Raw genomic sequence first — 25,885 nt, 5'->3', positions numbered from 1 at the left:
TTTCAGCATGCTGCATTTTCCGCCTGAAGGCTGTTCGTCGGATTTAAGTTAATTGCTTTTGAAGAAGCTTCTCATTCTGTTCAATCAGGTCACCGCGCTGGCTGGCGCAATCCAGGGAACGATACGGATCAGCCGGAGTATTAAACGTGTAATCGACGAGTTTATCCAGCGTCGTTGTGGCGACATGACAGCGGGTATCACTGGATGCGTAATAGATGAAAACCTCACCCTGTTCGTTGACCACTGCACCGTTGCAGAAAATAACATTGGACACATCGCCTACACGCTCGTCGTCATAAGGAGCAATGAAGTGTCCGCCTGGTTTGGCAATGATGCGTGCCGGATCATTCAGATCCGTGGCGAACGTATACAGGACATAACGCAGGCCAGCCGCCGTATTGCGCACCCCGTGGGCAATGTGAATCCAGCCGCGATCCGTTTTGAGCGGAGCAGGGCCTTGGCCGTTTTTCACTTCGTATACCGTATGATATTTGCGTTCGTCGATGATGGTCTCTTCATCAATGACCGGATTCAGAATGTCTTCGCACAGACCGAAGGCGATTCCGCCGCCGCTGCCTGTGGAGATGAATCCATCCTGTGGACGTGTGTAGAAAGCATATTTTCCATCCACGAATTCCGGGTGCAGAACCACATTACGTTGCTGCGGTGAGTGGGTCGTGATGTTGGGCAGGCGCTCCCAGCTGACCAGATCACGTGTGCGGACAAGCCCGGCCTGGGCTACCGCGCTAGATGTATCAAATGCTGGGGCTTCCGGATCTTTGCGCTCAGAACAGTAGATACCGTAGATCCAGCCATCTTCATGGTGCACCAATCGCATATCATATTGGTTGGTCTCTTCGGCATCGATATCTTCCCATACTAATGGCTTTCCCGTGAAACGGAATCCGTCAATGCCATTGTCGCTCTCAGCCAGGGCGAAGATGGATTTGCGGTCCAATCCTTCGGTTCGGATGACCATCACGTATTTGCCATTGAAATAGATGGCCCCCGGATTCAGCGTAGCGTTAATGCCCAGACGCTCCATGAAATGGGGGTTTGTCGTTTCATCCAGATCAAATCTCCAGTGCAGCGGTACATGATGGCGTGTGATCACCGGGTAACGGTACCGATCATATACGCCGTTGTAGAAGGAAGGATCAATTACATTTTGGCGGGTAAGCAGAAGCTCCTGTTGCTCCAGCAATTCATTATATTTTGGGTGTATCATCATTATCCCATCCTCTCAATTAGTTCAATGCAGAATCGACTATTGTGATACGGGCATTTCCACGGTCCGGCGATTTCGCTTTGATCCGGTGTGCCGTTCCCGTCTACCGACCAGTACCATTCCCCGCCGGCACGGTGATCGATAATATGTTCTTTCGTATATGTCCATAAGCGCTCCACTCTCTCCAAAAACAAAGGATCACCTGAGCGCTGATAGGCGTTGTAGAAGCCGACCATCGCTTCGGCCTGAACCCACCAAATGCGCGTCTCATCTACATGGCTGCCCTCTTGTTCATTCATTAGAGAACCATCCGCCTGTACGGCCACATTGGAAATGTTATAGGCGATATCCGTAACCATCGCTGAATACTCCGGGTGTTGCTCCAGACCCAATACTTTTAATGTTTCGTCGATCAGCCAGCTGGCTTCAATGTCATGCCCGAACGAGCGCAGGTCGATGATGGATTTCCAATCCTTGTTGAAAAATACCCCGAGGAACTTCGTTTCCTTGTCATACACCCGTTCATATAAAATGCCGAGCAGACGTTCCAGCGCCGCCTTCACCTGCGGATCGGGCCATACGCGGTAGAGCGTGGTGTAGGCCTCCAGTACGTGGATATGCGTATTCATTGTGTAATCCGCAATCACACCATTTTCGCTCAGCATTTCATTGGGCTGTTCATTCCAGAAGCGGTCAAATTGCTCCTTGTATGCAGGCAGTTCTGCATTCAGGCCTTGATTCTCAATCAGCGCAAAAAGCGTTTTCGCCAGTTCCAAAGCGGATGTATCCCCAGTGGCACGATAATACTCACTCAGTGAGTACACGCCAAAGGATTGCGTATACACATGTTTACTTGTGTCCAGCGGTTCCCCTTTGGCATCCACCATCCAGTACACCCCCCCATGCTCCGTATCCAGCACATGGTTCGCAAGAAACCGATACGCGTGCTCGGCGTGTTCACGCCAGATCTCATTCCCGGTTACCCGGTAGGCTGCTGCAAAAGACCAGAGCTGCCGAGCGGTAGCGATGCCGCCTTTTGGTGCGAGGCGATCCACTTGTAGATCATTGCCGACCCAGCCATAGAAGCCGCCGTTGTCATGATCCTTGAGGGCAGACCAGAACGGTAGAATACGGTTCTCCCAATGTTCCTTTATTTCAGTTTTGATGCCGTTGGTGTGAATCATAAGTGAGCGCTCCTTTAAAGAACAGGATTCGGAATAAATTAAGTTAACGTTAACTTTACTAAACAATATTAGTATCGGATAAAAGTGTTGTCAACGAGTCACCAAAGAAAAACTTTTTGTTAAGTAACAAATAATTTAATTGACAGGTAAGCGTTACCATAATAAAATTCATTTTGTAACCTTAACGATAACTTTAATTAACTTCAGAAAAGGGGTCGAATCAAATGAGAAAAAACAAAGGCTGGATGCTTCTGCTCACCATGCTGCTCATCACTTCTCTGCTCGCAGCTTGTTCTTCCGGAGGGGGATCACAAGCAGGAGAGGAAATCAGTACAGATCCTGCGGATATCAAGGGTGAAATTACCGTTCTTACGCAGCGTACCGATATTGTGGATACCGTATTTAAAGATTACGCCGCAGAGTTCAATAAGGAATATCCGGATGTCAAAGTAAACTTTCAGGCATTGGCCGATTACGAGGGACAAGTGAAGATCCGTATGAGTACCAAGGATTACGGTGATGTGCTGATGATCCCAACCAGTGTGCCGATTGCGGATATACCCGACTTCTTCGAACCGCTGGGCACATATGATGAGCTGAAGGAAAAGTATACAGGGATTGAAGAACGTATGGTGGATGGCCAGGTGTATGGCATCCCTACGGTCATTACGTTCTCGGGAATTATTTATAACAAACAGGTATTCAAAGACGCAGGCATTGCGGAAGTACCGAAAACACCCGAGCAATTCCAGGCTGCACTTCAGCTGGTGAAAGACAATACAGATGCAATCCCGCTGTACACCAACTATGCTTCTGGCTGGGCTTTGACACAATGGGAAGCAGATCTGCCGACAGTTGCAGGCAGTGTGGACTACGTTAACATTGACCAACCAAATACGGATGAGAACTTCGTGGCTGGCAAGCCGCACTATGAACTGTACAAAGTACTTTATGATGCAGCCAAGAATGGCCTGATCGAGAAAGACCCAACCACAACCGACTGGGAAAGCTCCAAAGCTGACTTGGCGAACGGCAAAATTGCAACGATGGCGCTTGGATCATGGGCCATTACACAAATTCAAGGCTTGACGGATACACCGGACAATATCGGTTTCTTGCCATTCCCTACCAATGCAAATGACGTGGTTGTTCCGCTCGCTGCAGACTACAACATCGGCATGAACGTGAACAGCGAGAACAAACCTGCTGCAAAAGCCTGGATCGACTGGTTCCTGGCGAAATCCAATTACGCCGTCGAGCAGGGCGGAGGCATGAGTGCGGACAAAAATGCAGAATTGCCGCCGATTCTGGATCAATACAAAGACGTTCAATTCTCCACGCTGACTCCTGCCAAAGAAGGACAAGAAGGTTTGGTTGACAAAATCGACAACGAAGGTGAGATTGGCCTCTGGCAGCCAGACTTCAAGAAACGCATTATCGAAGCTGCCATCGGTAATCGCAGCGAATCGTATGATGACATCATGAAGGATCTGAATGACAAATGGGTGAAAGCACGGGCGGAACTCGTGAAATAAACAGATTCCCGGGGTACATCGATATGTAAAGGCGTCACCTGTGACCGACCACCGCTGACATACAGCGAGGCACATTGCCTTTGCTGAGGCTAAGGAGAGAGAGGGTTGTCTATTTCCTTACGGCATTTTGCATCTGGAAGCAGTATATCGGATGTAAAATGCCATCTTCGGTGGTTGATTATCTAGCCGAATATGTTAATTGGACGGGAGTTTTCTTTGATATAAAGCGGTAGAACCGCTTGGAGGTGTGGAGAGCATGAAATATTTGAAGATTTCGAATTGGGGTTACTCAGCGCAACGCATATTTATTATCTGTGCCTTTTCAATCATTCCGCTGGCACTGCTGTTTACGTTTGCTTATTTACCTGTCATTAACATGTTCAAATACAGCTTTACCGATTGGAACGGATATAGCAAAAGGTTCGATTATGTTGGGTTTGAGAACTACACACGAATATTCAGCGACCCTGAGTATTTTAAAGTGTTTATTGTCAGTCTGTATTATTTTGTGGCTACCTTCGTACAAATGGGCCTGGCCCTCTACTTTGCAACGATTCTGAGCTTCAAAATCCGCGGCAAAAACTTTTTTAAAGGCATATTGTTCTTCCCCTATCTGCTGAATGGCGTAGCCATCGGATTTATCTTCCTCTTTTTCTTCAAACCGGATGGCACCCTCGATACACTCATGCAGGCCGTAGGGCTTGGACAATACACCCAGCTCTGGCTTGGGAATCCGAACATTATTAATGTGTCGCTCGCAGGCGCATCGGTGTGGAGATACATGGGCTTTAACTTCATCATCTTCCTGGGTGCAATTTCTTCCATTCAAAAGGACGTGTATGAAGCTTCGGATATTGACGGGGCCAATCGCTGGCAGCAGTTCCGCCATATCATCCTGCCGAGTATTACGCGTATCCTGCAGCTCAATCTGATCTTGGCGATTAGCGGCGCAATCAGTGCGTTCGATATTCCATATATCATGACCGATGGCTCCAACGGCAGTGAGACGTTTGTCATCCAGACGGTTCACCTCGCATTCAAGTACGGCAAGCTGGGCTTGGCATCAGCGATGGCTGTTGTGCTCCTGTTTATTGTTATTCTTGTTACGCTGGTTCAGCGTGTCACCATGAAAGGGGAGGAATGAACGTGCACCAATTCAAATACACCCTTGCGAGCATATTCAAATATGCTTCACTCATTCTCGCAGCGTTCATTGCGCTTGTACCCATCGTTGTTGTGCTGTTTGCATCACTCAAAACCAACGCAGAGTACGCGACCAGCAGTCCACTTGCCCCACCAGCCAACTGGCTAAACTTTGCGAACTATACCAAGGCTTTTGTGGACGGCAACATGCTGGTCGGTTTCAAAAATACAATTATCATCCTGATCATCTCCATTGTGGGTGCCACGTTAACAGGCTCCATGATCGCGTATGTGCTGGATCGATTCAAATTTAAAGGCAAAAAAATTATGGTCGCTGCATTCCTGCTCGCCACGTTAATCCCAAGTGTAACAACACAGGTGGCTACATTCCAGATTATCAACGCGCTCGATCTGTTCAACACCCGATGGGCAGCTATCGTCATGTACCTGGGTACAGATATCATCGCGGTCTATATTTTCCTGCAATTCCTGGGTTCCATCTCGAACGCACTGGATGAATCCGCCATGCTGGACGGGGCCTCCTACTTCACAATTTATTGGAGAATTATTCTGCCACTGCTGAAACCGGCGATTGTAACGGTCATTATCGTAAAAGGTGTTAACATCTACAACGACTTCTACACGCCATTCCTGTATATGCCCAAGACAGATTTGCAGGTCATATCCACGGCTCTTTTCAAATTCAAGGGACCGTTCGGATCACAGTGGGAGGTCATCAGCGCGGGGATCATGATTGCCATCATTCCAACGATGATCATCTTCCTGCTGTTACAGAAGTACATCTACAATGGCTTCGCACAAGGCTCAGTTAAATAAAAAAACAAAAGGCTATATGAAATGCATATGAGAATACACAGGAACGGAGAGGGCAGAAAAAACTTGGAGAAACGGAGTGGTCGCATTTATAACCGGATTTTCCCCTTTTATAAGGGGATCAAAAAAATCTGGGGATAACGGCGATCGGAAGGTTGTTCTGTCATCAAAGTGGTCTAGTGTAAGTTTAAGTATTCATTTCATAAAGCCTAACCGAAGGGAGAAATGAAACGATGACAGTTGTCGATATGAAAAATGTACATATTGTTGGAGAGGCATTACCGAATATGCCTTGGGAGGATAAACCGGAGGGAACGGAAGGTCCGGTGTGGAGGCACTCCGCCAACCCGATTGTGCCGCGTAACCCGGTCAAGGGGGTTGCCCGTATTTTTAACAGTGCAGTGATTCCATATGAAGGGAAATTCATTGGAGTATTCCGCGCAGAAACGATCAATGGCCGCCCACACCTGCACATGGGATCGAGTGAGGATGGTCTGGAATGGAAAATTGAAGAGGAACGCATTACTTTTGTGGATGAGAAGGGCGATCCCTTCATGCCGAACTATGCATACGACCCACGTCTGGTGAAAGTGGAAGATACGTATTACATCATCTGGTGTACCGATTTCTACGGGGCTGCGCTGGGCTTGGCGAAGACGGATGATTTCAAAACATTTGTGCGTCTCGAAAATCCGATGCTGCCGTTCAATCGCAATGGCGTGTTGTTTCCACGCAAAATCAATGACAACTATGTGATGTTATCTAGACCAAGCGACAGCGGACATACGCCGTTCGGGGATATTTTTCTGAGCGAAAGTCCGGATCTCGTGTACTGGGGCAAGCACCGTCATGTCATGAGCAAAGGCGGTCAGGGCTGGTGGCAGTCGGTCAAAATTGGCGGCGGTCCGGCACCGATCGAAACGTCCGAAGGCTGGCTGATGTTCTACCACGGCGTAACCGGGACTTGTAATGGTTTTGTCTACAGCATGGGTGCGGTCATTCTGGATCTGGATGAGCCATCGAAAGTAAAATATCGTTCCTCCAACTTTGTACTGACACCGGAAAAGTGGTACGAGGAGCAAGGGTTTGTAGACAATGTCGTCTTCCCGTGCGCCACATTGCATGATGCGGAGACTGGACGGATCGCCATCTATTATGGTGCAGCCGACACATACGTTGGAGTAGCTTATACCACTGTCGAAGAGGTCGTGAACTACGTCATTGAGACCGACGAAGTCATTGCCGGAGACCGTGAGGAAGGCAAGCTTTAATTGGAGTGAAACAATTTAAAATGAAGCTATGGTTTACACAACAACGGAGAGTGCAGAACCAATCTGAAGAAGCGGAGCGTTCGCATTTATCTCCGGATTTTACCCTTAATAAAGGGATTAAAAGAAAATCCGGGGATAACGGCGATCAGAGGATGGTGCTGCAATCGAAGTGACGAGTGGAAAGATCGTCTGTTCATTTTAGAAATATGTTGAACATGGAAGGGGCTTTAAAACGCAATGCCTATGGAATACATCAAGGGGTTCACATTTGGCTGGATGAGTGGCAGGGGTGAATTCCGCAAGCCGGAAGCGAAAGAGTCCTTGCGTCTGATGGCTGAACGGACAGGCAGTTCGCATGTTATTTTTGCACTGGCGGCCCATCAGGATCATCCGCAGGCCGTAGAGGTCAAGTATCGGGGTGCACATCTGGTGGAGGATGATGAACTGGTGGATATGATCCGTTACGCCCGTACGCTCGGGCTGCGCGTTATTCTGAAACCAACTGTTAATTGCACCGATGGGACATGGCGTGCACATATTAACTTTTTTGATATCGATGTGCCGTGTGAGCCGAAATGGAGAGACTGGTTCCGCAGCTATACAGCGTATCAGAAGCACTATGCAGCCATTGCAGAACGTGAGAAATGCGAGATGTTTATTGTGGGCTGTGAAATGGTGCAATCCGAGCGCCGGGATCAGGAATGGCGCGAGGTCATCGCGGGAGTGCGTGAAGTATATTCTGGGCTTATATCCTATAACACCGACAAGTACCAGGAAGGCCATGTGAAATGGTGGGATGCCGTGGACGTCATCTCGTCGAGCGGATATTATCCCATTGGAGACTGGGAAGCGCAATTGGATCGAATTGAACAGGTCATTGCACCCTACGGCAAACCTTTCTTCTTCGCGGAAGCGGGCTGTCCAAGCCGCAGTGGGTCAGCCCAGGTACCGAACGACTGGGGGCTGGAAGGTGAGGTTAACGCGGAGGAACAGGCGCAGTTCTATGAAGCGATGTTCCGTCATGCCAGCCAGCGGGATTGGGTACGGGGCTTTGGTCTGTGGGACTGGAGTGCGAATCTGCATCAGGAGCAGGATGCCCTGAACGACGATGGATATGGCGTTTATGGTAAACCGGCGGAGCAGGTTATTCGCCGTTTCTACCAAGGCATTGCTTTCGAGGTATAGAACAACCCATGACCTAACTGGTTCTATGAACCGTGATGTGAATGGAAGGGGAACGTTGGCAAGGGGACGTATGTGGAGATAAATCTTAGGGTTATCATCTGCATCGTCTCTTTTCCTTATGCTCGTAAAGGCCCTGATCGGCTGAGAATGAAAATATTTGAGTTGATGACAGGAGTGGGATTGATGGGCGATATGCCTTTGGAACATTTAAAAGCATACAACGGAAGCAGTCCGAAACCGGGTGATTTCGATGCGTATTGGGAGCGTGCCCTTGCGGAGCTGGACGCTCAATCGCTAGCATATGAACTGGTGCCTGCCAATTACGAGTCACCCCTTGCGGAGTGTTTCCACCTGTACTTCACGGGTGTAGGCGGTGCTCGCATACATGGTATGCTGGCTCGACCCAAAACAGGAGCTATGAATGTGAAAGGGCCAGGAATGGCGATGTTTCATGGATACTCTGGCGACAGCGGAGACTGGTTTGACAAGGTTGCCTATGCCGCCCATGGCGTGACGGTGCTGGCGATGGATTGTCGAGGTCAGGGCGGTCTATCCGAGGATAATCTGCATGTTCAGGGAACGACCATTCGAGGACATATTATTCGAGGAATCGATGATCCCGACCCTGACAAGCTGTATTATCGGAATGTATTCCTGGATACCGTGCAGACGGTACGCATCCTGATGTCGATGCCGCAGGTGGATGCAGAACGAATGGGTGTGTATGGCTGTTCTCAGGGAGGTGCTTTGGCAACGGCCTGTGCTTCGCTCGAACCACGCGTGAAGCTGGCGGTGCCTGTCTATCCTTTTTTATCAGATTACAAGCGTGCATGGGAACAGGGGGCTTCGACCTCTGCTTACGAAGAACTCATCTATTATTTCCGCTTCTTTGATCCGAATCATATGCGGGAGGAAGAGATATTCAACAAGCTTGGCTATATTGATATCGCCAATCTGTCCAGTCGCATTCAGGCCAAGGTGCTGTTCGTCACGGGCTTGGCAGATACAATCTGTCCGCCTTCGACCCAGTTTGCCGTCTACAACCGGATTCAATCCGAGAAAGAGCTGCTGATCTATCACGAATACGGTCATGAATATTTACCGCGACTGTCGGATAAAACCTTGCAGGCTTTTCTGAACCTGTAGAGCGTTCTCTGTGAACTGGAGGATGGTTCCATCTGTGATCAGCTCGACGTGGGCATTGTTCGAAATTCTCCATACAAAGAAGAACCTGCCTCTATCTTGGGCGGGTTCTTCTTTTTGTCATCATAAATATTAGGGTGTGTGGAATTACAACACTCTGCTTTAATTGTGGTACTAAAATTTTGAATTAATGAAGGGGAATGGTGTAAAACGTACGTTTTCCATCCACGTTGGTATACCAGATGATGCGGTTATCGGTCACAATGGGATCCGTCTCAGATAATACATAGTGAGGTAAGCTTTGGATTTCCCCTAATGTATTGCCTTGTCCGTCAATCTCAACATATTTGGCATCCTGGAGATGGTTATTCACATCGAATTCTTGCCAAAGAACGATCATGTTATTGTCAGAACGTTTGATCAATTTAGGTATAGAAGCCATATGGTCGCTTCCAACATATTTACTCAAGGTAACCTGTTTTGCAGCAGCGCTATTAAAATTGGCTTTCGGCATCAGGCTAAGAATAATGTCCCGTTGATCTCGGGGTAACCCAACCATCTCGTAAGAAGTATAATCTGTTACATAAGAGTGATCTATGGAGTTCATGGCAACGATGTAATAGTCATTGGACATTTCAAAGCCTCCGAGAGATACTCCCGTCATGTTTGCACCAATTCGGCCTGGAATCTTGAATGCGTCTGCTTCGGTATAGTCCGATCCACTACCACGATGGATAACTACAGAGCGAGGGTAGGCATCCCCATGATCCACAAGGACAGGTATGCTTCCATCGAACTGTACATACTGATCAAAAGAATGGCTCACATGATTCTTCTGGAACCGGCCCAAGTCATTTGTGACAGTCATTGTTGAAGTGTTGACTTGAATCGTTAACTGAGACTGATGGTTAAGTCCATCGGATGTAGTGTAACGTTTGCGTGCAGTGTGGAAGATGAGTGTGTTGTCCTGCTCTGCCATTCTTCCCGAACCGGAAGCAAACGGGTTTATTGTATAGCTCTCTCCACCTTTAATTGAGACACTATCTATTCGCTTGAAATTTTTGTCATAACGAACGATTCGGATAACTTCCTTATCATCGTTTTCTTCCTTATTTTCCTGTCCAAAGGCAATGTAGTTGTAGATTTTACCGCTATAGAACCCTCCAAACAACGGAAGCTCCAATTCAACCTTATGATTGTCGATTAACTCAAATTTTGTATTGTAAGTTTCAATGGTCACTCCCTGATTGGCCTCGACGACACTAACCGTTTGATCCCCGTTATTTATGAGATAGGAGAGGATTGGGCTCTTCCATCTTGGGAATTCAGACGATACGACATTGTCATTGATTGTGGTTGTAACGTTTGCGCGATATGTATTCTCAACGGCTTTGGAAAAAATATTAATCTGATTGGAGGTTTCATCGAACTCAACTTCAAAAGGTATTTGTACAGCTAAATCTCTAAGTTGGAAATAATTAGATCCATCTATATTGTATGCTTTAAGTTGTTGAGGAGCTCCATTAACGATTACTTTGGCATTGGACAAAATAGCTGTGTAGCTCTTGTTTGAAGAGTAGGACGTTTGTTTAATCGAATCATCAGGAGTATAAGACTGCTCCTTCACGATCTCGATCGAGTTGGTTCTCGTATTCCATGTGACATCAAACTCACTTGTTGTTCCTGATAAATGCTTGGAAATATCTCTTAGACTGTAATAGTTGCTTCCTGCAATATTGAAACCGGATAATCGTATTGTTTTTCCATTTACAGTAACATTGCTTTTGGTAACGCTAGCTTCTGCTTTCGCTTTAACAGAATTGGCGTAGGTAGATGTGCTCGAAGCTGGAAAAGCTACGAATAAAGCCAATAGTACGAACCATATCTTTCTCATTTTCGTGATCCTCCATGCTTTTTATGATGTTATGAGACGACCATTGAATCTATGGATACCTCCTTTTATGGCAACACTGTCACAACGTCTTATTTTAAGCGTACTCTCCATATTATGGAAGGATACAATTGGATATTTTCTAAGCGATGGAGGATGTACATTCTGATCGAATTTTATAATTTAACTACTTATTTCATCTTCCGTCCAAGCTGCTCAATCTTCTCCAACCATTTCTTTCTCTGTTCCTCAGTCTGTTTGCCCACAAGATCTACAGGTGTTATGCGGACAGGTTTGATGCCTGTCAGCGCAAACGTGGAGATCTTCATCATTTTGTGTGCGGGCTCACCTTGGAACCATTTGTAGTACCAGTTCGGACCATCCATGGTGGTTATCATGCGAGCGGTGCGGCCTTTGAGCAGCTGATCCGGGAAAAGTTTACCTTTGTGATATTTGAAGGCATAGCCTGGCATGAAGATGCGGTCGATGAATCCTTTGAACAAAGCTGGCGGTCCTCCCCACCAAATCGGGAATACCCATACGAGATGCTCTGCCCATTTAATCGCCTCTTGTGCTTCTAGCAAGTCCGGTTCGAGCGGCAGTTTATTACGATAGCCTCCCTCTAGATTCATGTTGAACTCCAGTTCGTTGAGGGTAATCATGCGGACCTCGGCACCTGCTTGCACAGCACCTTTCCGATAAGCTTCGGCGATTGCGCCATTGTAACTGGGGGAAACGGGGTTGCCTTGGATAATTAGTATTTTCTTCATAATGGGACACGTCCTGTCTATTTTAGTTAATGAACACTAACCTCATGTGCAAAAAGAAAAGGTCACGAATGACCTGATAACCGTTCAGGGATTTCCTGAAATCCGGATGACGCTTGTCTTGTATATAGGTGAAACCTCATACCATCGTTTATGCCTGATCTGATCGGAACGATTTCAAAGATGCAATCTGTCGGGTGTTATCCCAACTCAGCTGTTACCTGGCCCAACATCGATGCCAGACGATGAATGGTTTCCCCGGTGTAAGGTACCAACAACTCCGGCAGTTCTCCTTGCATACTGGAGACGGCCATGCGTGTAATGGCGCCAATAATCAGAACAGCCGTGAGCCGAGAATCCTGATCCGGCAGTTCACCTCGCATAATTCCTTGATCGATTAGATCCATCAACGCATCCAGCGGCTGACGGTAATCCTCACTGTTTCCAGCTTCAATGAAAATCTCGTGATTTTGTGAGATCAACAGCAGTCCGTAGGGATCTTCATCATGCAAGTGGAGAACTTCGGTAATCAGTTGTCGGAAGCGTTCGAGCACCGGACCATCCTGGCGAACATACCCGTCAATTAAGGCGGTATAATCCGCACAGTATTGTGTGAAGGCTTCAAGGGCAACGGCATCTTTGTTTTTAAAATGTTTGTAGATCGCCGCATCCGTTACTCCGGCGGCGTCACCGATCTCTTTGACGGAAATGCCGTCAACGCCTTTGGTTGCAAACAAGCGCATCGCCGCTTGTAGGATGTCTTTCTTTTTGCTGTCTACATGAGGTTTGTTCTTCATGATTGTATAGTAAGTGATTACTAACTAAATTGCAACTGCCATTTTAGAATCTCTTATTTAACGCTAGGAAAAGTGCTTTCGCTTAAAGCTTGCAGGCTTATGAACGGCAACGTATGATGGATAGAAATAATAACGGATAGACGGGCAAGGAACATGGATGGAAGTAAGGCTGCAAAGGCAAACATGAATAGCACCAGCTCCAGGCCTGGGGAACGAAATGGAAGGTGAATGGCGTGAATGAAGACGTGCAGGCGCATCGCTGGGTAACTCCCGAAGGGACGTTGAATGAGCAATATATAACAAGCAGGGAACAACTCTACAAAGGCATGAATGGTAAATATGTGGAGCGTTTCACTCTTCATAACGGGGAAAGTTATATTTTCAAACCGCTGACCAATCCTGCACAATATGGGCGCGAGCAATGGATGTCGAGGCATGTGCTGTCTGTATTGCCCCCTATATATCCAGCGCTAATTGCTGCATCAGACTGCAAAATTGACGCGGAACAGAGCTGGATCATCTATGAGGATCTGGGCGAACTGGTACATGATTCGCGGGAAGAGACGATGCTGGCTGCTGCTGTACATATGGCGGAGTGGCACTCATTATCTGTTGCTGATTGGGGCGAACTGCCCCGAGTGGGTCAGAAACCGCCAATTGGGGACATATTGGATGATCTGCTTAGGCAAAAGGAATCCACCGCTGAATTGTTGTCCAAGCTGGAGATCACACTGTCACCATCGGATTGGCACAACATCGCCGCGCTAATCCATACAGCTGAGGAGAAGTTACCTTGTGTTTTGTGTCACGGAGATCTCCATCCCGGCAACATGGCGGATGTGAATGGCAGGCTGGTCATTATCGATTGGGAGCATGCGCATCTGAATACGGCTCTCTGGGACGTGTACCATCTGGTGGATCTATCACATCCGCTGTTCCCGAGAACCGTTACGCCTGAGCTGCGGGAGCGGATTATTGATGTTTATCTAGACGGGCTGAAGCGCCATAGCGTTCAGGTTGAACGGGTTTCTTTTAAAAGGTGGTACCGTGCGTATGCCATTGTATTCTCGCTCTGGATGCTGCGTCTGATTGATGGGGATCTGAGAAGCGCAGACTGTGTATGGCCGGAGGAACAGCTGCGGAACCAGTGGCACGAGACGGCAATGACGCTGAAACAGTGCATGAAGCTGTTTTGATGGGAATAGAAATGAGGGGTGCAGAACATGCGTAAAGTAGGACTCGTAATGCGTAAAATTCAATTCACGGAGGCACAGGGCCCGCGCGTATTTGCCGATCGGTTGAAGCAGATTGGGCTGGAGCTGGGCGTGGAGATTGTGTTCATTTCGCCGGAGCGCCATGTCAGCGGGTATGACTGGTTGCCAGGTTATGAGCATGAGAAAGGTGACCTGGTGAACTATGATATCGTATTGGATCAGATCTATAGCCAAAATATAGAGCATGTCATCTACACCGTATCCGGGTTTACGTTCCTGAAGATGTTTCTTCCGAAGAGTGTGTTGTTCCCGCACAGCTTTCCCGACCCGGCGCTGACGGGGTATGAGATGATGAAGCCATTTTATACGATGGTGGATAAAGCGATTGTGCAGACGGAGTTCCTAAAAACAGAACTGGGCCGCAATTTCGGTGTACATGACGTGAACGTTATCCCGATCGGCTTCAATGAAGAACTGGCGCACCGCCACTATGACCCGAGTCAGGTCGTACATAATCGTGTGCTCTGGATCGGTCGGGATGAGGCGAATCGCCGCCCGGATCTCGTGCTGGAATATGCCCGGCAGAACCCGGACAAGGAAGTGTATATGGTTTTTGGCGGCAGACGGTACGAAGAGAGCATGAAAAAGTACGATATCCCGGACAACGTGAAGTTGAAGTTCGCGCTAACACAGGATGAGGTATTCACCCTGATGAACTCGTCCAAGGTATATTGGAGCTGTTCGGCCTTTGATACGTTTGCGATGCCGCTGACCGAAGCGATGGCGATGGGCAAAATGGTTGTGAAGCCGGAGCATGCTTGCTACGGCCACATCCGTTCCACACATGCTTTTGCAGGCAATGAGGATAACTGGTTTGAACTGGTGAACATGGCGGCTGCGGCGCCGCGCAGTGTGTCGGAAGACAACCGGGAGTATGCGTTTGGTGCTTTCTCGCGCACGATTATGAAAGAGGGATACCGGGAGTTTTTCGCCAACTGGTTGAAGTGACCCATATAAATGCAGGTATAAACGGTTTGCAAAAGGCTTCTAATCGGGTAGGGAATCCGATCAGGAGCCTTTTCTTTGTGCCTGAATCAACGGGTGTTCCGCTAGCGCTGAACAGGAGGTATATTAATTTGACCCGAATGAAATGGACATATTTTAGTATTTATCAAAAAAAATAGGGGTGTTATGCTGTGAGCGTAAGGAAGGAGTGATCCCCAAATGAAAGCGCTGTCTGCGAGAGAATATCAGATTTTGCATTTTCTATTGGAGCGTAGGGATTTCGTTCCGGTCAAAGAAATAGCCAGTCACATGAACTGGTCCGAAAAAACCATTTACAGGGAACTAAACGCCCTGGAGCACAATTTGGATACTCGCGGAATTCGCCTTGAACGGAAGCCGGGAACAGGTATTGCGCTGGCTTTAACTCAGGAACAGACGATGGAACTGAGGAGCACGCAATGGATTCCGGGAAAAAAGGTGGTGACGACCCTTTCCGTTGAGGCGAGGAGAATCAAAATATTGACGAATTTATTATATGATTCTCCTGAAGAAACCTCCATTAACAAACTGTCAGAAGAATACTTTATTGGCAAGGCATCAATTGTGAATGATCTCAAGGCCATTGAAGAACGAATTGAACCCTTTCATCTGCGACTGGAAAAAAGCCAACTCGGCACCCGTCTGATTGGTTCGGAGATTGACATTCGCAAAGCCATGGCTTCTCTCATTCATGAACTTGTGAGTGAAGAACGGAAGGAAGAACAAGAGCATCAGTCCCGGATTGATGGCAACACACTGGGTGAATTGATCGAGCATTTTGGCTACGATCCGGTAAAAGGAATTCAACGCATTCTGGAAGAAACCGAGCTGCAATTAGGATATACGATAGGCGACCCATATTACATCAACATGCTGACTCACCTGCTGATTTGTATCCGCAGACTGAAGAGTGGCAAAGTCATTCAACTGGCTGATGGAATTTCTGAACATCCAGTAACCGACCCAACTGTGCATTCGATCGCGAAAGACATGGCCAACAGGATCAGGGAACAATACGGATTGGAATTGCCAAGTGAAGAGATCTATTTCATCTATCAATATCTGATTTCGTCAGGAATGAGTGTCCCGTCCCTTAACCTTGAGTTGTCAGGTCTGATGGACAAAGCTTGTCCGGAGTCCAAAGTGATGGTCAAGGAATTGATTCAGACCGTATCTGGTATGATCCGACGTGACCTTACAACAGATGAACAGTTGTACAAGGGTCTGATTATTCATTTTAAACCGATGCTGAACCGTCTAAAATACAACATTTCCATTAAAAATCCTCTATTGGAGGAGATAAGCAAGGAGTATGCCGAGATCTTCTCCCTGGTCCGTTTGGGAATGCTGCCCATTGCCCAAGCCTGTGGGTTGAATACGTTTAGTGATGACGAGATAAGTTACCTGGTACTTTATTTTCAGGCATCCATTGAGAAAAGCAGCAAAAAGAAAAGAGTTATTCTGGTCTGCTCTACTGGAATAGGCACCTCTCATTTGCTGAAAAACCGGATCAACCGTTCATTTCCCGAATGGGAAGTCGTTGATGTCATTTCGGTAAGCTGGTTCAAGCGCACGGAGGATTGGACGGGAATTGATCTGATCATATCTACCGTTAAACTGGAGCATCAGGATCTGCCGGTTGTGTATGTCTCGGCGCTCTTAAATGATACGGATGTCAGCCTAATCAAGGCCAAGTTTAACGAGGAGAAGTTGAATCAGCATCAAAACAAGGTGTTTTCATTTCCGCTGCTCGGGGCGTACGTTCACCCTTCTTGTTTGCAGATTGAAACAAATACGAAGGCACCGTTTGCAGAAGGGGCAGCGTCCCGTCTGAAGTTGTTTACATCCATACTCAAACATGTAGGCGCTAACATGGAGAATCGGGCGTTTGCCGAGGCCAAGCTGAATAATCATTTGTCGGTTTTTCTGATCCGCAGTGATGTGAACGTTAATCCAGTCGTCGGTTTTAATATTGTTCAAGGTGGAGCGGCAAATAGCAAACTGGAAATTGTAATCGCTTTCTCAAAAGATGAACCAATAACTGAATTGCTGATCGAAATACAGAGTCTGTTGATGTGCAGGCGTATGTATGAACAGATCATGAGAGTGACTACACCTATGGAGCTTGTCGGGATATTACAGTCGAAGCACGATCAGGAGGAGGACCATGATGGATATAACCAAGATTATCAACGAACGGTTGATTAAGCTGGATCTACAAGCTCGAACCAAGGATGAAGCTATTGAGGAACTGGCGGATTTGCTGGAGAAGGATGGTGCGCTGTCCTCCAAAGAGGAGTTTATCAAGGACGTCTATGCAAGAGAGGAAGAAGGCCAGACCGGTCTGGAGAATCATGTTGCCATTCCTCATGGCAAGTCAGCTGCTGTTCTTAAAACCTCGCTCACCATCGGGCGGACAAAGCACCCGCTTGAATGGGAAACCCTGGACGGCAAACCTGTCCATGTCGTTATTTTGTTTGCCGTACGACTTGTGGACCGGAATACAACCCACATGAAACTGTTGGTCCAGGTTGCCAGTATGCTTGCTGATGAGGAGGTATTGGAACGTTTGATGTATGAGCCTAATCCGGCCCGGATTATGGAGCTGTTTGCAAGCAGGGAGAGCGTATCTTAGAATAAGTGACTTTCTGGATTTTAATTAAATGGAGCGCACCTACATCATTTGGAGGGATACTGATGAACATTGTAGCCGTAGCCGCATGCACTGCTGGTATTGCCCACACGTATATTGCCAAGGAAAAATTGATCAAAGGCGCGAAAGCCCGTGGACATGAGATTAAAGTGGAGACTCAAGGCACCATAGGAACTGAAAACGAGCTTTCCAGGGAAGAGATCAAAGATGCTGATGTTGTCATTGTGGCCGCAGATATCAAGATCGGTGGAGAAGAACGGTTCAAAGGCAAGCGGATCATTCGGGTGAAAACCGAAACGGTTATTAAAGCGCCGATTAAATTCATTGAAAAGGTGGAGCAGTCTTTAGGGGTATCCTCATAAAAAGGGAGGCGAGACGATGAGCGCTAAATCCAATAACGCAGGTTCAGTGATCAAAGGCCATTTGTTAACCGGAATTTCCTATATGATTCCTTTGATCGTTGCTTCAGGGCTGTGTATCGCGCTGGGTCAAATATTAGGAGGAGCTGATGTGGGCAAGGCGGAAGGGACCATTCCGTATATGATTAACCAAATTGGCGGTTGGGGAATGGGACTGGTTGTACCTTTAATTTGCGCAGCGATTGCTTATTCGATCTCCGACCGTCCCGGAATTGCCCCAGGATTAATTGTTGGTTTTATATGCAGTCAGATTCAAGCGGGGTTCATCGGTGGGATGTTGGGAGGATTCCTCGTAGGTTATGTCGTTATTGGCATCCGAAAATATGTAAAGCTGCCAAAGTCCATGCAGGGATTAATGCCCGTCCTTGTTATTCCGTTTCTGGCCACATTGATTTCCGGTTTGTGTATCTTCCTTGTTATTGGTCAGCCGATTGTCTGGCTGCAGGACAGCCTCACCCATGTGCTTGAATCGATGCAGGGGGGCTCCAAATTTGCGCTCGGGGCCATTCTGGGCTTGATGGCTACCTTTGACTTTGGAGGACCTGTTAATAAAACGATGTCGCTGTTTGCCGATGGAATGCTGGTCCAAGGTATCTATGGGCCGGAGGCTGTAAAGTTTGTCGGCTCGATTATTCCACCACTGGGGATCACCCTATCGTACTTCCTGACGAGAAACAAATACACAGCAGCAGAAAAGGAATCGTTAAAGGCTGCATTTCCGATGGGAATCTGTATGGTTACGGAGGGAGTCATTCCGATTGCAGCAAGGGATCTGGTCCGGGTGGTGACTTCCTGTGTCATTGGCTCAGCGATAGCAGGTGGTCTGATTATGATCTGGGGCGTTGAGGCTCCGGTGCCGCACGGCGGATTGTTCGTTGTTCCCCTTTTTACGCATCCGTGGCTGTTTATGCTGTCTCTTCTCATTGGTACCGGAATCTGTGGAATAACCTTATCCCTATTAAAGAAGCCAGTAACGGCTGTGGATGAAGAATTCGACGACACGGAAGATGAAAGCGTAAGCTTTGATGACATTGTGTTCAAAGTGGAGTAAGGCCTCCAAGATGAGAGCGCTTACTACTAAATCTATACACTAATCCAAAGGAGATGTGAACTTATGTTGATTACGATGAAGGAATTGCTACAGGTAGCCAAGGAACACAAATTCGCGGTAGGGGCATTTAACGTGGCAGACAGCACATTTTTGAGAGCGGTGATTGAGGAGGCCGAACATTCCAATTCACCGGCTATCATCGCCATCCACCCCACGGAACTTGAATTTCTGACGGATGAATTTTTCGCATATGCCCGCCAGCGTGCACATGCCAGCCATGTTCCACTGGTGATCCATCTTGATCATGGCGGGTCCATTGCTGATATCATCCGGGCGATCAAGTGTGGATTCACCTCCGTCATGATTGACGGTTCCCTGCTCCCTTATGAAGACAATGTGGCTATTACAAAACAGGCGGTGGAAATTGCACACGCGGTCGGCGTCTCTGTTGAAGGGGAATTGGGAACGATTGGGCAGACCGGTAACTCTATCGAAGGCGGCGTATCTGTAGTAACTTACACGGACCCGGCTCAGGCGGAAGATTTTGTGGCACGCACAGGGATCGACACGTTAGCAGTAGCCATCGGTACAGCCCATGGCATATATCCCAAGCATATTAAACCGGAGCTGCAAATGGATATCCTGAGAGAAATCAATCAATTGGTAGACATCCCTCTCGTTCTTCATGGGGGGTCCGCTAACCCGGATCAGGAGGTTTCCGACTCCGTTCAGCTGGGCATTTGTAAAATCAATATTTCGAGCGATATGAAATATTCATACTTCAAAAAAGCTCGTGAAATTTTGAGTACAACGGAGTTATGGGACCCTAATGCCATTTATCCGGAATGCATTGCCGAGGCCCAAAGCGTCATTCGCTATAAAATGAATCTGTTCAATTCGGTTGGCAAAGCGGATTTATACAATGGACTGCGTTATGAACAACGCCAGGCTGAAAGTGTAAGTCTTTACTGAGCCTGCTGGCAGGAACAAGGCATCATAAGAAATATGCCAATTGGATATCATGAAACCTCTTTGAAGCTCTCCTTCACGAATTCGATTTATCGTGAATGGAGGGCTTCATTATGTGATAAACTCTACACGTATCCAGAATGCTGAGTGTCAGTGGTCATTCGGAGGAATGTATGGAGGAGAAGGGGGCGTATAAGTGAAAGGTCTTATTATATTGATACTCCTTATTTGGCTCGCATTGCTGCTTATTGAATGGCTTATCTATCGATTGCAAGGTCGGCGGATGACAAGGGCTCAATATATTATGCCTTGTGTGGCCTTACTGGGTGGAGCCATCGTTATCATGATCAGCGTCGATATTGGCGGCTGGAACGGGATTGGCTATGCTCTGCTGGGGGTATCGATTGCAACTTCCGGCCTGCTCACCCTGATCACGATCATTATTGTGGACCTGGTTATGCGGCGGCACAGAAGGAACTAATCGGAACGGTTTAGTTGCTGTACAGTAAGAGTGAATTGGGCGACTGACGGTTGCAGAAATGCATTCGTCTGTGATATAGTGACCTTAATTATGACAAGGGAGGTGAAGACAGGTGAATCACGCGATGCTTAACAACCGTATTAGCCAGCTGCCGATTGCTATGGCTGGCATTGTTCATACTTTTCCAATCAACGGGAGAAGTCTGTCCAATTTTGAATATACGGAAATTAACATTTGCGAGAAGATGCCTGCCTTGACCTCATTCGGACGATAAGCAATTTTGCTTGAATTCTGAAGGGCCGCGGAGCTAACCTCCTGCGGCTCTTTTTGTGTTGCGGTCAGGATCTTCCAATCCATAGGAGGAACCTTATTATGATGATTATTAGCGCACAACAACTGACCCAATACCACGGAGCACATCTGGTGCTGGACGGCATTACGTTTGAAATTATGGAGGGCGACAAGGTCGCCCTGATCGGCCGCAACGGAAGTGGTAAAACGACATTAATGCGTCTGATGGCACGACTGAACCAGCCGGATGAAGGACAATTGATGATCAAGAAGGATACACGTATCGGGTACGTGGCTCAGGTGCCGGAAGGAATGGATGATTACACGGTGCTGGATGTGCTGAGTCTTGGATTCAGGGAGCTTATGGAATGTCGGAGTCAAATGAAGGAAATGGAGCAGCAGATGTCCGATCCGGACTGCGCAGCTGATCCAAACCAATTGGAGCGTCTGTTGAAACGGTATGCGGCATTGCAGGATCAGTTTGAACGCGAGGGTGGATATGAGATGGATGCCCGGATCGATCAGGTGGCGGACGGTCTGGATATTGCCAAGGAGCATTACGGATGGCGTTTTGGTTCGTTGTCTGGTGGTGAACAGACCCGGGTTGTGTTGGCTTCACAGCTAATTGTAAGACCTGATCTGTTATTGCTGGATGAGCCGACCAACCATTTGGATCTGGAACGGGTGGAATGGCTGGAAGGATTTTTGCGCGAGTACACAGGTACGATGATCCTGATCTCACATGATCGCTACTTTTTGGACCGTGTAGCATCCCGGACGTTGGAACTGGAGGATGGAGAGGCGCAGACGTCAGCTGGTGGTTATTCGGAATATATGAAAGTGAAGGAACAACGATTGCTGCAGCAATTCGAGGAGTTCAAGGAGCAGCAGAAGGTGATCAAAAAAATGAAAGAAACGATCCGCCAGCTGGAGGAATGGGGCCGTGTGGGCGGTAATGAAAAGTTCTTTCGGCGGGCTGCCTCCATGCGCAAAGCATTGGAGCGGATGGAACAGGTGAAGCGACCTGTGCTAGAGCGCCGTAATGCAGACTTCGATGTGCGTCCAACGGATCGCACAGGCAAACGCGTGGCTGTCATGGAACAGGTCGAAAAGGCTTATGGGGAACGCCTTATTCTGCGAGGAGTCTCTGGATTGCTCGAATATGGCGATAAAATTGCCCTGATTGGACGCAATGGTTCAGGCAAAACGACGTTGTTCAAGCTGCTGCTGGGACAGGAGCAACTGACTGCAGGCAACCTGGAGTGGGGGGCACGTGTGGACGTCGGTTATTTGGCCCAGCAGGAGGAACCTTCCAATCCGAAGCTGAACGTACTTGAATATTTCCGTCTGGAAGCAGGTGTGGAGGAAGGAGAAGCACGCGGCATTTTGGCCCGATATCTATTCTATGGAGCAGATGTATTTCGCTCGGTAGGACAGTTATCCGGTGGGGAATGGACACGACTAAGGCTGGCTCTGCTGGTTCAGCGCAAGCCGAATGTGCTTTTGCTGGATGAACCAACCAACCATCTGGATATCGCTTCAAGGGAAGCGCTCGAAGAGTCGCTCGTTGATTTCGAAGGAACGGTGCTTGCCATCTCGCATGACCGTTACTTCGTCAATCGACTTGCTTCCCGTGTGTGGGAATTGGAGAATGGGCGGATGACCGCTTATCTTGGGGACTATGAAGCCTATCGGGAGAAGAAGCTTGATCTGCAAATCCGCGCAGCGGCGACAAATCAGCCTATAGCAGCTGTAGCGACTCCACCCCGTGGGAGTTCAAAACCTGCACAAGAGACGAAGTCTGGTAGAACAGCTGATATGAAGCACCAATCTCAAAAGCTGTCCGCTGAACAATTGGAGCAGAGACTGGCCCGCCTTGAGGGGCAGATTCAGGCGCTGGATCACCAGCTAGAATCCGTACAGAACAATCCAATCGATCTGGAACAACTGTGGAACGAACGCGAGCGGCTTTCTGGTGAATACAATGATATATTGGCCCAGTGGGCAGAGCTGTGAGACAGGTCAATCATGGAGCTGATCCTAAGATAGATCTTGAAATAGGTGAAGAAGGTGAGAAGGCTGGAGAATTGTTCTCTGGCCTCTTTGCTTTTTTACATGTCAGCGGGAACAGTGTAACTTTTTTCCTTCTCATGCGTTTAATACGTTTGTGTTATTGAAACGGCTCCTCTTAGAGCTTACAGAAAGGCAGGTTATCATTATTTATTATTCATTGACTTATCGGAATTGGTCAGATGACCGGCAGGTGGAGACGGGGGTATTGGAGCAGGTATCGGTCACTCGCGATGAGCTGTTCATGCGCAAGCTGGTTGATGCTACCCTGATGAAAAATAAGCTCTGGGCGCATCTATCCAATGAATGCGAGGATCGTCGGGAGCATGCAGTCTACGTGACCGAGTATCACAATCAAATGCGAGAGGAATTCGGTACAGCGGTTGCGGACGCTGCACTGGCAATGTGTAAAATGTCTTCCATGTACAGCGCGGAATATATGCTGTGGAATGGGAGCGCATTTCAGGAATTGGACGTGGCGGAATCCTCCTCGTACACGATGGAGCTTGCCGAGCAGCTGCTGGACCATTACATGGTCCGGGGCGGTACGACCTATGAATTTGTGTATTCCGTGCTGGATGCGGATCGCAAGAAAGTGTTGTTTTTTATGAAGGAGGTGGATCTGTAATGGCCGAAAATCCTATATCCAAACCGGGTTCGCGCGCCAAGCTGGTTGCCTTCTCGCTAATGCTTGCCGTTCCAGCCGTATTATCCGGTTGCAGCAGCAATAGCGATGAATGTGACCCGGAATACGATACCGGATGTGAGTATGATTCCAGTAGTGGACACTATTACTACGGTGGCGGATCGTCCTATCGGAGCAATAAGGACAGCAGTTCCTACAGTAAATCCAGTTCGAAGTCGAGCGGCTTTGGCAGCTTCTTCCGCAGTTCGGGAGGTTAGAACCATATGAGGCATGTTTACCAACTGCCGTTCAGTCATGAAGAAGTATTCAGGGGCGAAGCAGGACAACAAGTTCCCTATCACCGAATGTATGGCAAGCAATATGCTGTACCTGCGTTAACGGTCTATTCCCCTGTGGAGATGCAGGAACTGCGTACAGCAGTTGAGGCTGTAGACGGGATTTATTGCAAGGTCATGCGTTTTATCCAGCAGTACATGCCCGACTCCTTTCTGGAGCACCAGTTAGGTATTCATCCAGGCCTTATTCCAACGGCGCGTATGGAGAAGGTGACAGGGGGAATCACTCGACAGGACTGGATTATTGGGGAAGCCGGGATTAAATGTATTGAAAATAATACGGATACCCCAACCGGCATACCTGAAGCAGCTGCATTGGAAGGTATTTTGGTGAGGATGGCTGAAAAAATATCGTTCCATGCTCCATCCAAAGGAATGGATGAATGTATCCGGGAATGCTTTCGCCGCTGGCTGGATGCTTACGCACAGCAGGGTTTGCTGGGCCCGGTGACCTTTACTTCATTTGGGGAGCATGTGGAGGACCGTACCAATACAGAGTACCTGATGAAACGGTGTCAGGAAGCGGGATATGAAACGTTCTACGCTCCACTGGAGGAGCTGGAGATTATTCCGGGCGAGGCGCTCTACCATCAAGGGCGTGAGATTAACCTTCTGTACCGTCTCTATCCTCTGGAGTATCTGATCGATGATCGAGATGAAACGACGGGGGTGGACATCGGTGCAGCGCTGCTTGGGCTGGTACAGGATGGGCGCTTAGGGCTGATGAATCCTGCACAGCATGTGCTGATGCAGAGCAAGGGCTTCATGGCTGCGATCTGGTCGCTCTATGAACGCAATGAACAAACCCCAGAGTATTGCGGGTTTCGGCTGTTTAACGATGCAGAGTTGTCTGCAATCTCCCGGTATCTGCTACCGACTTATTTCGAAGCCGGGCCATTCGAATGGAGCGCAATGCCTTATGTGGCAAAAGGCTATTGGGGCCGTGAAGGTCGAGGCACCTCGCTGCTGGGTGAGGAGTCGGTTCATAATGCGGGCCAAACGGATGTCTCTAATCAGCTGGACGTCCACATAAAATCCAATATAGCAGCTGAAATGCACGAAGATGAGGAGATTGCAGCCTATTATAATAACCAGCCTAAAATTTATCAGCAGCTGGTTCCGATGGAGCAAGCCGTGATTCAGACAGAGGATGGCGAGTACAGCGGCTATTTGCTTACAGGGGTGTTTGTCATTGGTGGACGCTTTGCTGGAGTGCTGCCCCGGATCGGGGAGAAGGTCACCGGAGATATGGCCTATTATTGTGCGGCTGTAGTCAATGAACGGATGGAAGATGAGGAGGAGAAATAATGGACAATTTGGGATTGAATCTGCTGAATGTAGCGATAGGTATTGGCATTCTGCTGATTGTATTGGTGTGTGGGTATTTTGCTTTTAGCCGGTTGACCCGGTATAACGATAGTGAGGAAATTGCGAAAGGCAACGAGGCAGCGGGCATGTATATGGGCAGTAAATTGCTGGGCCTGTGTATCATTGTGGGCATGGTGTCCTTCTCCACACATTCGTGGCTGGATATGCTGCTGTGGTCAGCGCTGGGGATCATTATTCTGTGTCTGGTCTATATTATATTTGACTTCCTGACGCCAAAAATGCGGGTATGTGACGAAATCGCACGAGGCAATATGGCGGTAGCACAGCTGCTGCGTTCCATTATCATCGGTGTTTCCATCGTCATCGGTACGTTTTTGATGTAAAATAAACCCTAGCGATAAACGA

Annotated in this window: 25 protein-coding genes; 20 read left to right on the top strand and 5 right to left on the bottom strand. The window is 48.0% G+C overall.

Features of this window, described 5'->3' with window-relative positions; all coding sequences use genetic code 11:
- Positions 1-43 precede the first annotated feature (43 nt).
- Both MHB49_RS32665 and MHB49_RS32660 read right to left on the bottom strand, forming a co-directional pair.
- The gene (locus tag MHB49_RS32665; protein ID WP_405157296.1) at positions 44-1,228 is read right to left on the bottom strand and encodes a glycosidase; all 1,185 of its coding nucleotides are present in this window, start codon (positions 1,226-1,228) and stop codon (positions 44-46) included.
- 2 nt (positions 1,229-1,230) lie between these two features.
- A complete protein-coding gene (locus tag MHB49_RS32660; RefSeq protein ID WP_405154371.1) occupies positions 1,231-2,412 on the bottom strand; it encodes an AGE family epimerase/isomerase in 1,182 nt (393 codons plus the stop codon).
- Between the two features lie 224 nt (positions 2,413-2,636).
- Here MHB49_RS32660 and MHB49_RS32655 point away from each other — a divergent pair, with 224 nt between their 5' ends.
- The 6 genes from MHB49_RS32655 to MHB49_RS32630 all read left to right on the top strand — a co-directional run bounded on the left by MHB49_RS32655 (position 2,637) and on the right by MHB49_RS32630 (position 9,526).
- Positions 2,637-3,947, top strand: a complete 1,311-nt coding sequence (locus MHB49_RS32655; protein ID WP_247899850.1) for an extracellular solute-binding protein — start codon at positions 2,637-2,639, stop codon at positions 3,945-3,947.
- Positions 3,948-4,203: 256 nt separating this feature from the next.
- Positions 4,204-5,091, top strand: coding sequence for a carbohydrate ABC transporter permease (locus MHB49_RS32650; RefSeq protein WP_062323195.1), 888 nt, complete (start codon positions 4,204-4,206; stop codon positions 5,089-5,091).
- Positions 5,088-5,927 carry a carbohydrate ABC transporter permease gene (locus MHB49_RS32645; protein ID WP_379437339.1) on the top strand — a complete coding sequence of 280 codons (840 nt, stop codon included), beginning with the start codon at positions 5,088-5,090 and terminating at the stop codon, positions 5,925-5,927. Before MHB49_RS32650 ends, MHB49_RS32645 begins: the two co-directional genes overlap by 4 nt.
- Before the next feature lie 230 nt (positions 5,928-6,157).
- On the top strand, positions 6,158-7,195 hold the full coding sequence (locus MHB49_RS32640) for a glycosylase (RefSeq protein WP_405154370.1): 1,038 nt from the start codon (positions 6,158-6,160) through the stop codon (positions 7,193-7,195).
- A 243-nt stretch (positions 7,196-7,438) separates the two neighbouring features.
- Positions 7,439-8,380 (top strand): glycoside hydrolase family 113, encoded by a 942-nt coding sequence (locus MHB49_RS32635; protein WP_405154369.1) that lies wholly within the window; start codon positions 7,439-7,441, stop codon positions 8,378-8,380.
- Positions 8,381-8,560: 180 nt separating this feature from the next.
- Positions 8,561-9,526, top strand: a complete 966-nt coding sequence (locus MHB49_RS32630) for an acetylxylan esterase (protein WP_405157295.1) — start codon at positions 8,561-8,563, stop codon at positions 9,524-9,526.
- A gap of 184 nt (positions 9,527-9,710) precedes the next feature.
- Here the strand turns inward: MHB49_RS32630 and MHB49_RS32625 are convergent, their stop codons facing one another.
- The 3 genes from MHB49_RS32625 to MHB49_RS32615 all read right to left on the bottom strand — a co-directional run bounded on the left by MHB49_RS32625 (position 9,711) and on the right by MHB49_RS32615 (position 12,978).
- Entirely contained in the window at positions 9,711-11,417 is a 1,707-nt protein-coding gene (locus MHB49_RS32625) for a hypothetical protein (RefSeq protein ID WP_405154368.1), read from the bottom strand.
- Positions 11,418-11,605: 188 nt separating this feature from the next.
- Positions 11,606-12,187 (bottom strand): NAD(P)H-dependent oxidoreductase, encoded by a 582-nt coding sequence (locus tag MHB49_RS32620; RefSeq protein ID WP_405157294.1) that lies wholly within the window; start codon positions 12,185-12,187, stop codon positions 11,606-11,608.
- A 194-nt stretch (positions 12,188-12,381) separates the two neighbouring features.
- Positions 12,382-12,978 carry a TetR/AcrR family transcriptional regulator gene (locus tag MHB49_RS32615; RefSeq protein WP_405154367.1) on the bottom strand — a complete coding sequence of 199 codons (597 nt, stop codon included), beginning with the start codon at positions 12,976-12,978 and terminating at the stop codon, positions 12,382-12,384.
- A gap of 233 nt (positions 12,979-13,211) precedes the next feature.
- Between MHB49_RS32615 and MHB49_RS32610 the strand changes: the two genes are divergently transcribed.
- The 14 genes from MHB49_RS32610 to MHB49_RS32545 all read left to right on the top strand — a co-directional run bounded on the left by MHB49_RS32610 (position 13,212) and on the right by MHB49_RS32545 (position 25,863).
- Positions 13,212-14,174 (top strand): phosphotransferase, encoded by a 963-nt coding sequence (locus MHB49_RS32610; protein WP_405154366.1) that lies wholly within the window; start codon positions 13,212-13,214, stop codon positions 14,172-14,174.
- 27 nt (positions 14,175-14,201) lie between these two features.
- Positions 14,202-15,200 (top strand): glycosyltransferase, encoded by a 999-nt coding sequence (locus tag MHB49_RS32605; RefSeq protein WP_405154365.1) that lies wholly within the window; start codon positions 14,202-14,204, stop codon positions 15,198-15,200.
- A 216-nt stretch (positions 15,201-15,416) separates the two neighbouring features.
- Positions 15,417-17,444, top strand: coding sequence for a BglG family transcription antiterminator (locus MHB49_RS32600; protein WP_405154364.1), 2,028 nt, complete (start codon positions 15,417-15,419; stop codon positions 17,442-17,444).
- Positions 17,404-17,871: a PTS sugar transporter subunit IIA gene (locus tag MHB49_RS32595; protein ID WP_405154363.1), complete on the top strand. Its 468-nt coding sequence runs from the start codon at positions 17,404-17,406 to the stop codon at positions 17,869-17,871. The genes MHB49_RS32600 and MHB49_RS32595 overlap by 41 nt, the downstream gene beginning before the upstream one ends.
- Positions 17,872-17,933: 62 nt before the next feature.
- A complete protein-coding gene (locus MHB49_RS32590; protein ID WP_405154362.1) occupies positions 17,934-18,251 on the top strand; it encodes a PTS fructose transporter subunit IIB in 318 nt (105 codons plus the stop codon).
- Between the two features lie 16 nt (positions 18,252-18,267).
- Complete coding sequence (locus tag MHB49_RS32585) at positions 18,268-19,359, top strand: PTS fructose transporter subunit IIC (protein WP_405154361.1); 1,092 nt, start codon at positions 18,268-18,270, stop codon at positions 19,357-19,359.
- A 63-nt stretch (positions 19,360-19,422) separates the two neighbouring features.
- The gene (locus MHB49_RS32580) at positions 19,423-20,331 is read left to right on the top strand and encodes a ketose-bisphosphate aldolase (RefSeq protein ID WP_405154360.1); all 909 of its coding nucleotides are present in this window, start codon (positions 19,423-19,425) and stop codon (positions 20,329-20,331) included.
- A 193-nt stretch (positions 20,332-20,524) separates the two neighbouring features.
- Positions 20,525-20,809 (top strand): hypothetical protein, encoded by a 285-nt coding sequence (locus MHB49_RS32575; RefSeq protein ID WP_405154359.1) that lies wholly within the window; start codon positions 20,525-20,527, stop codon positions 20,807-20,809.
- A gap of 112 nt (positions 20,810-20,921) precedes the next feature.
- Positions 20,922-21,083, top strand: coding sequence for a hypothetical protein (locus MHB49_RS32570; RefSeq protein ID WP_405154358.1), 162 nt, complete (start codon positions 20,922-20,924; stop codon positions 21,081-21,083).
- A gap of 98 nt (positions 21,084-21,181) precedes the next feature.
- Positions 21,182-23,116: a ribosomal protection-like ABC-F family protein gene (gene abc-f / locus MHB49_RS32565; protein ID WP_405154357.1), complete on the top strand. Its 1,935-nt coding sequence runs from the start codon at positions 21,182-21,184 to the stop codon at positions 23,114-23,116.
- Positions 23,117-23,330: 214 nt separating this feature from the next.
- A complete protein-coding gene (locus tag MHB49_RS32560; protein ID WP_405154356.1) occupies positions 23,331-23,798 on the top strand; it encodes a hypothetical protein in 468 nt (155 codons plus the stop codon).
- Positions 23,798-24,073, top strand: coding sequence for a hypothetical protein (locus MHB49_RS32555; protein ID WP_247899833.1), 276 nt, complete (start codon positions 23,798-23,800; stop codon positions 24,071-24,073). Before MHB49_RS32560 ends, MHB49_RS32555 begins: the two co-directional genes overlap by 1 nt.
- Positions 24,074-24,079: 6 nt before the next feature.
- Entirely contained in the window at positions 24,080-25,459 is a 1,380-nt protein-coding gene (locus MHB49_RS32550) for a glutathionylspermidine synthase family protein (RefSeq protein ID WP_405154355.1), read from the top strand.
- Entirely contained in the window at positions 25,459-25,863 is a 405-nt protein-coding gene (locus tag MHB49_RS32545; protein ID WP_405154354.1) for a DUF350 domain-containing protein, read from the top strand. The genes MHB49_RS32550 and MHB49_RS32545 overlap by 1 nt, the downstream gene beginning before the upstream one ends.
- Positions 25,864-25,885 lie beyond the last annotated feature (22 nt).

Source organism: Paenibacillus sp. FSL K6-0108 (genome assembly GCF_045040695.1).
GTDB classification, from domain to species: domain Bacteria; phylum Bacillota; class Bacilli; order Paenibacillales; family Paenibacillaceae; genus Paenibacillus; species Paenibacillus pabuli_B.
This window is presented reverse-complemented; position numbering and strand designations above follow the sequence as displayed.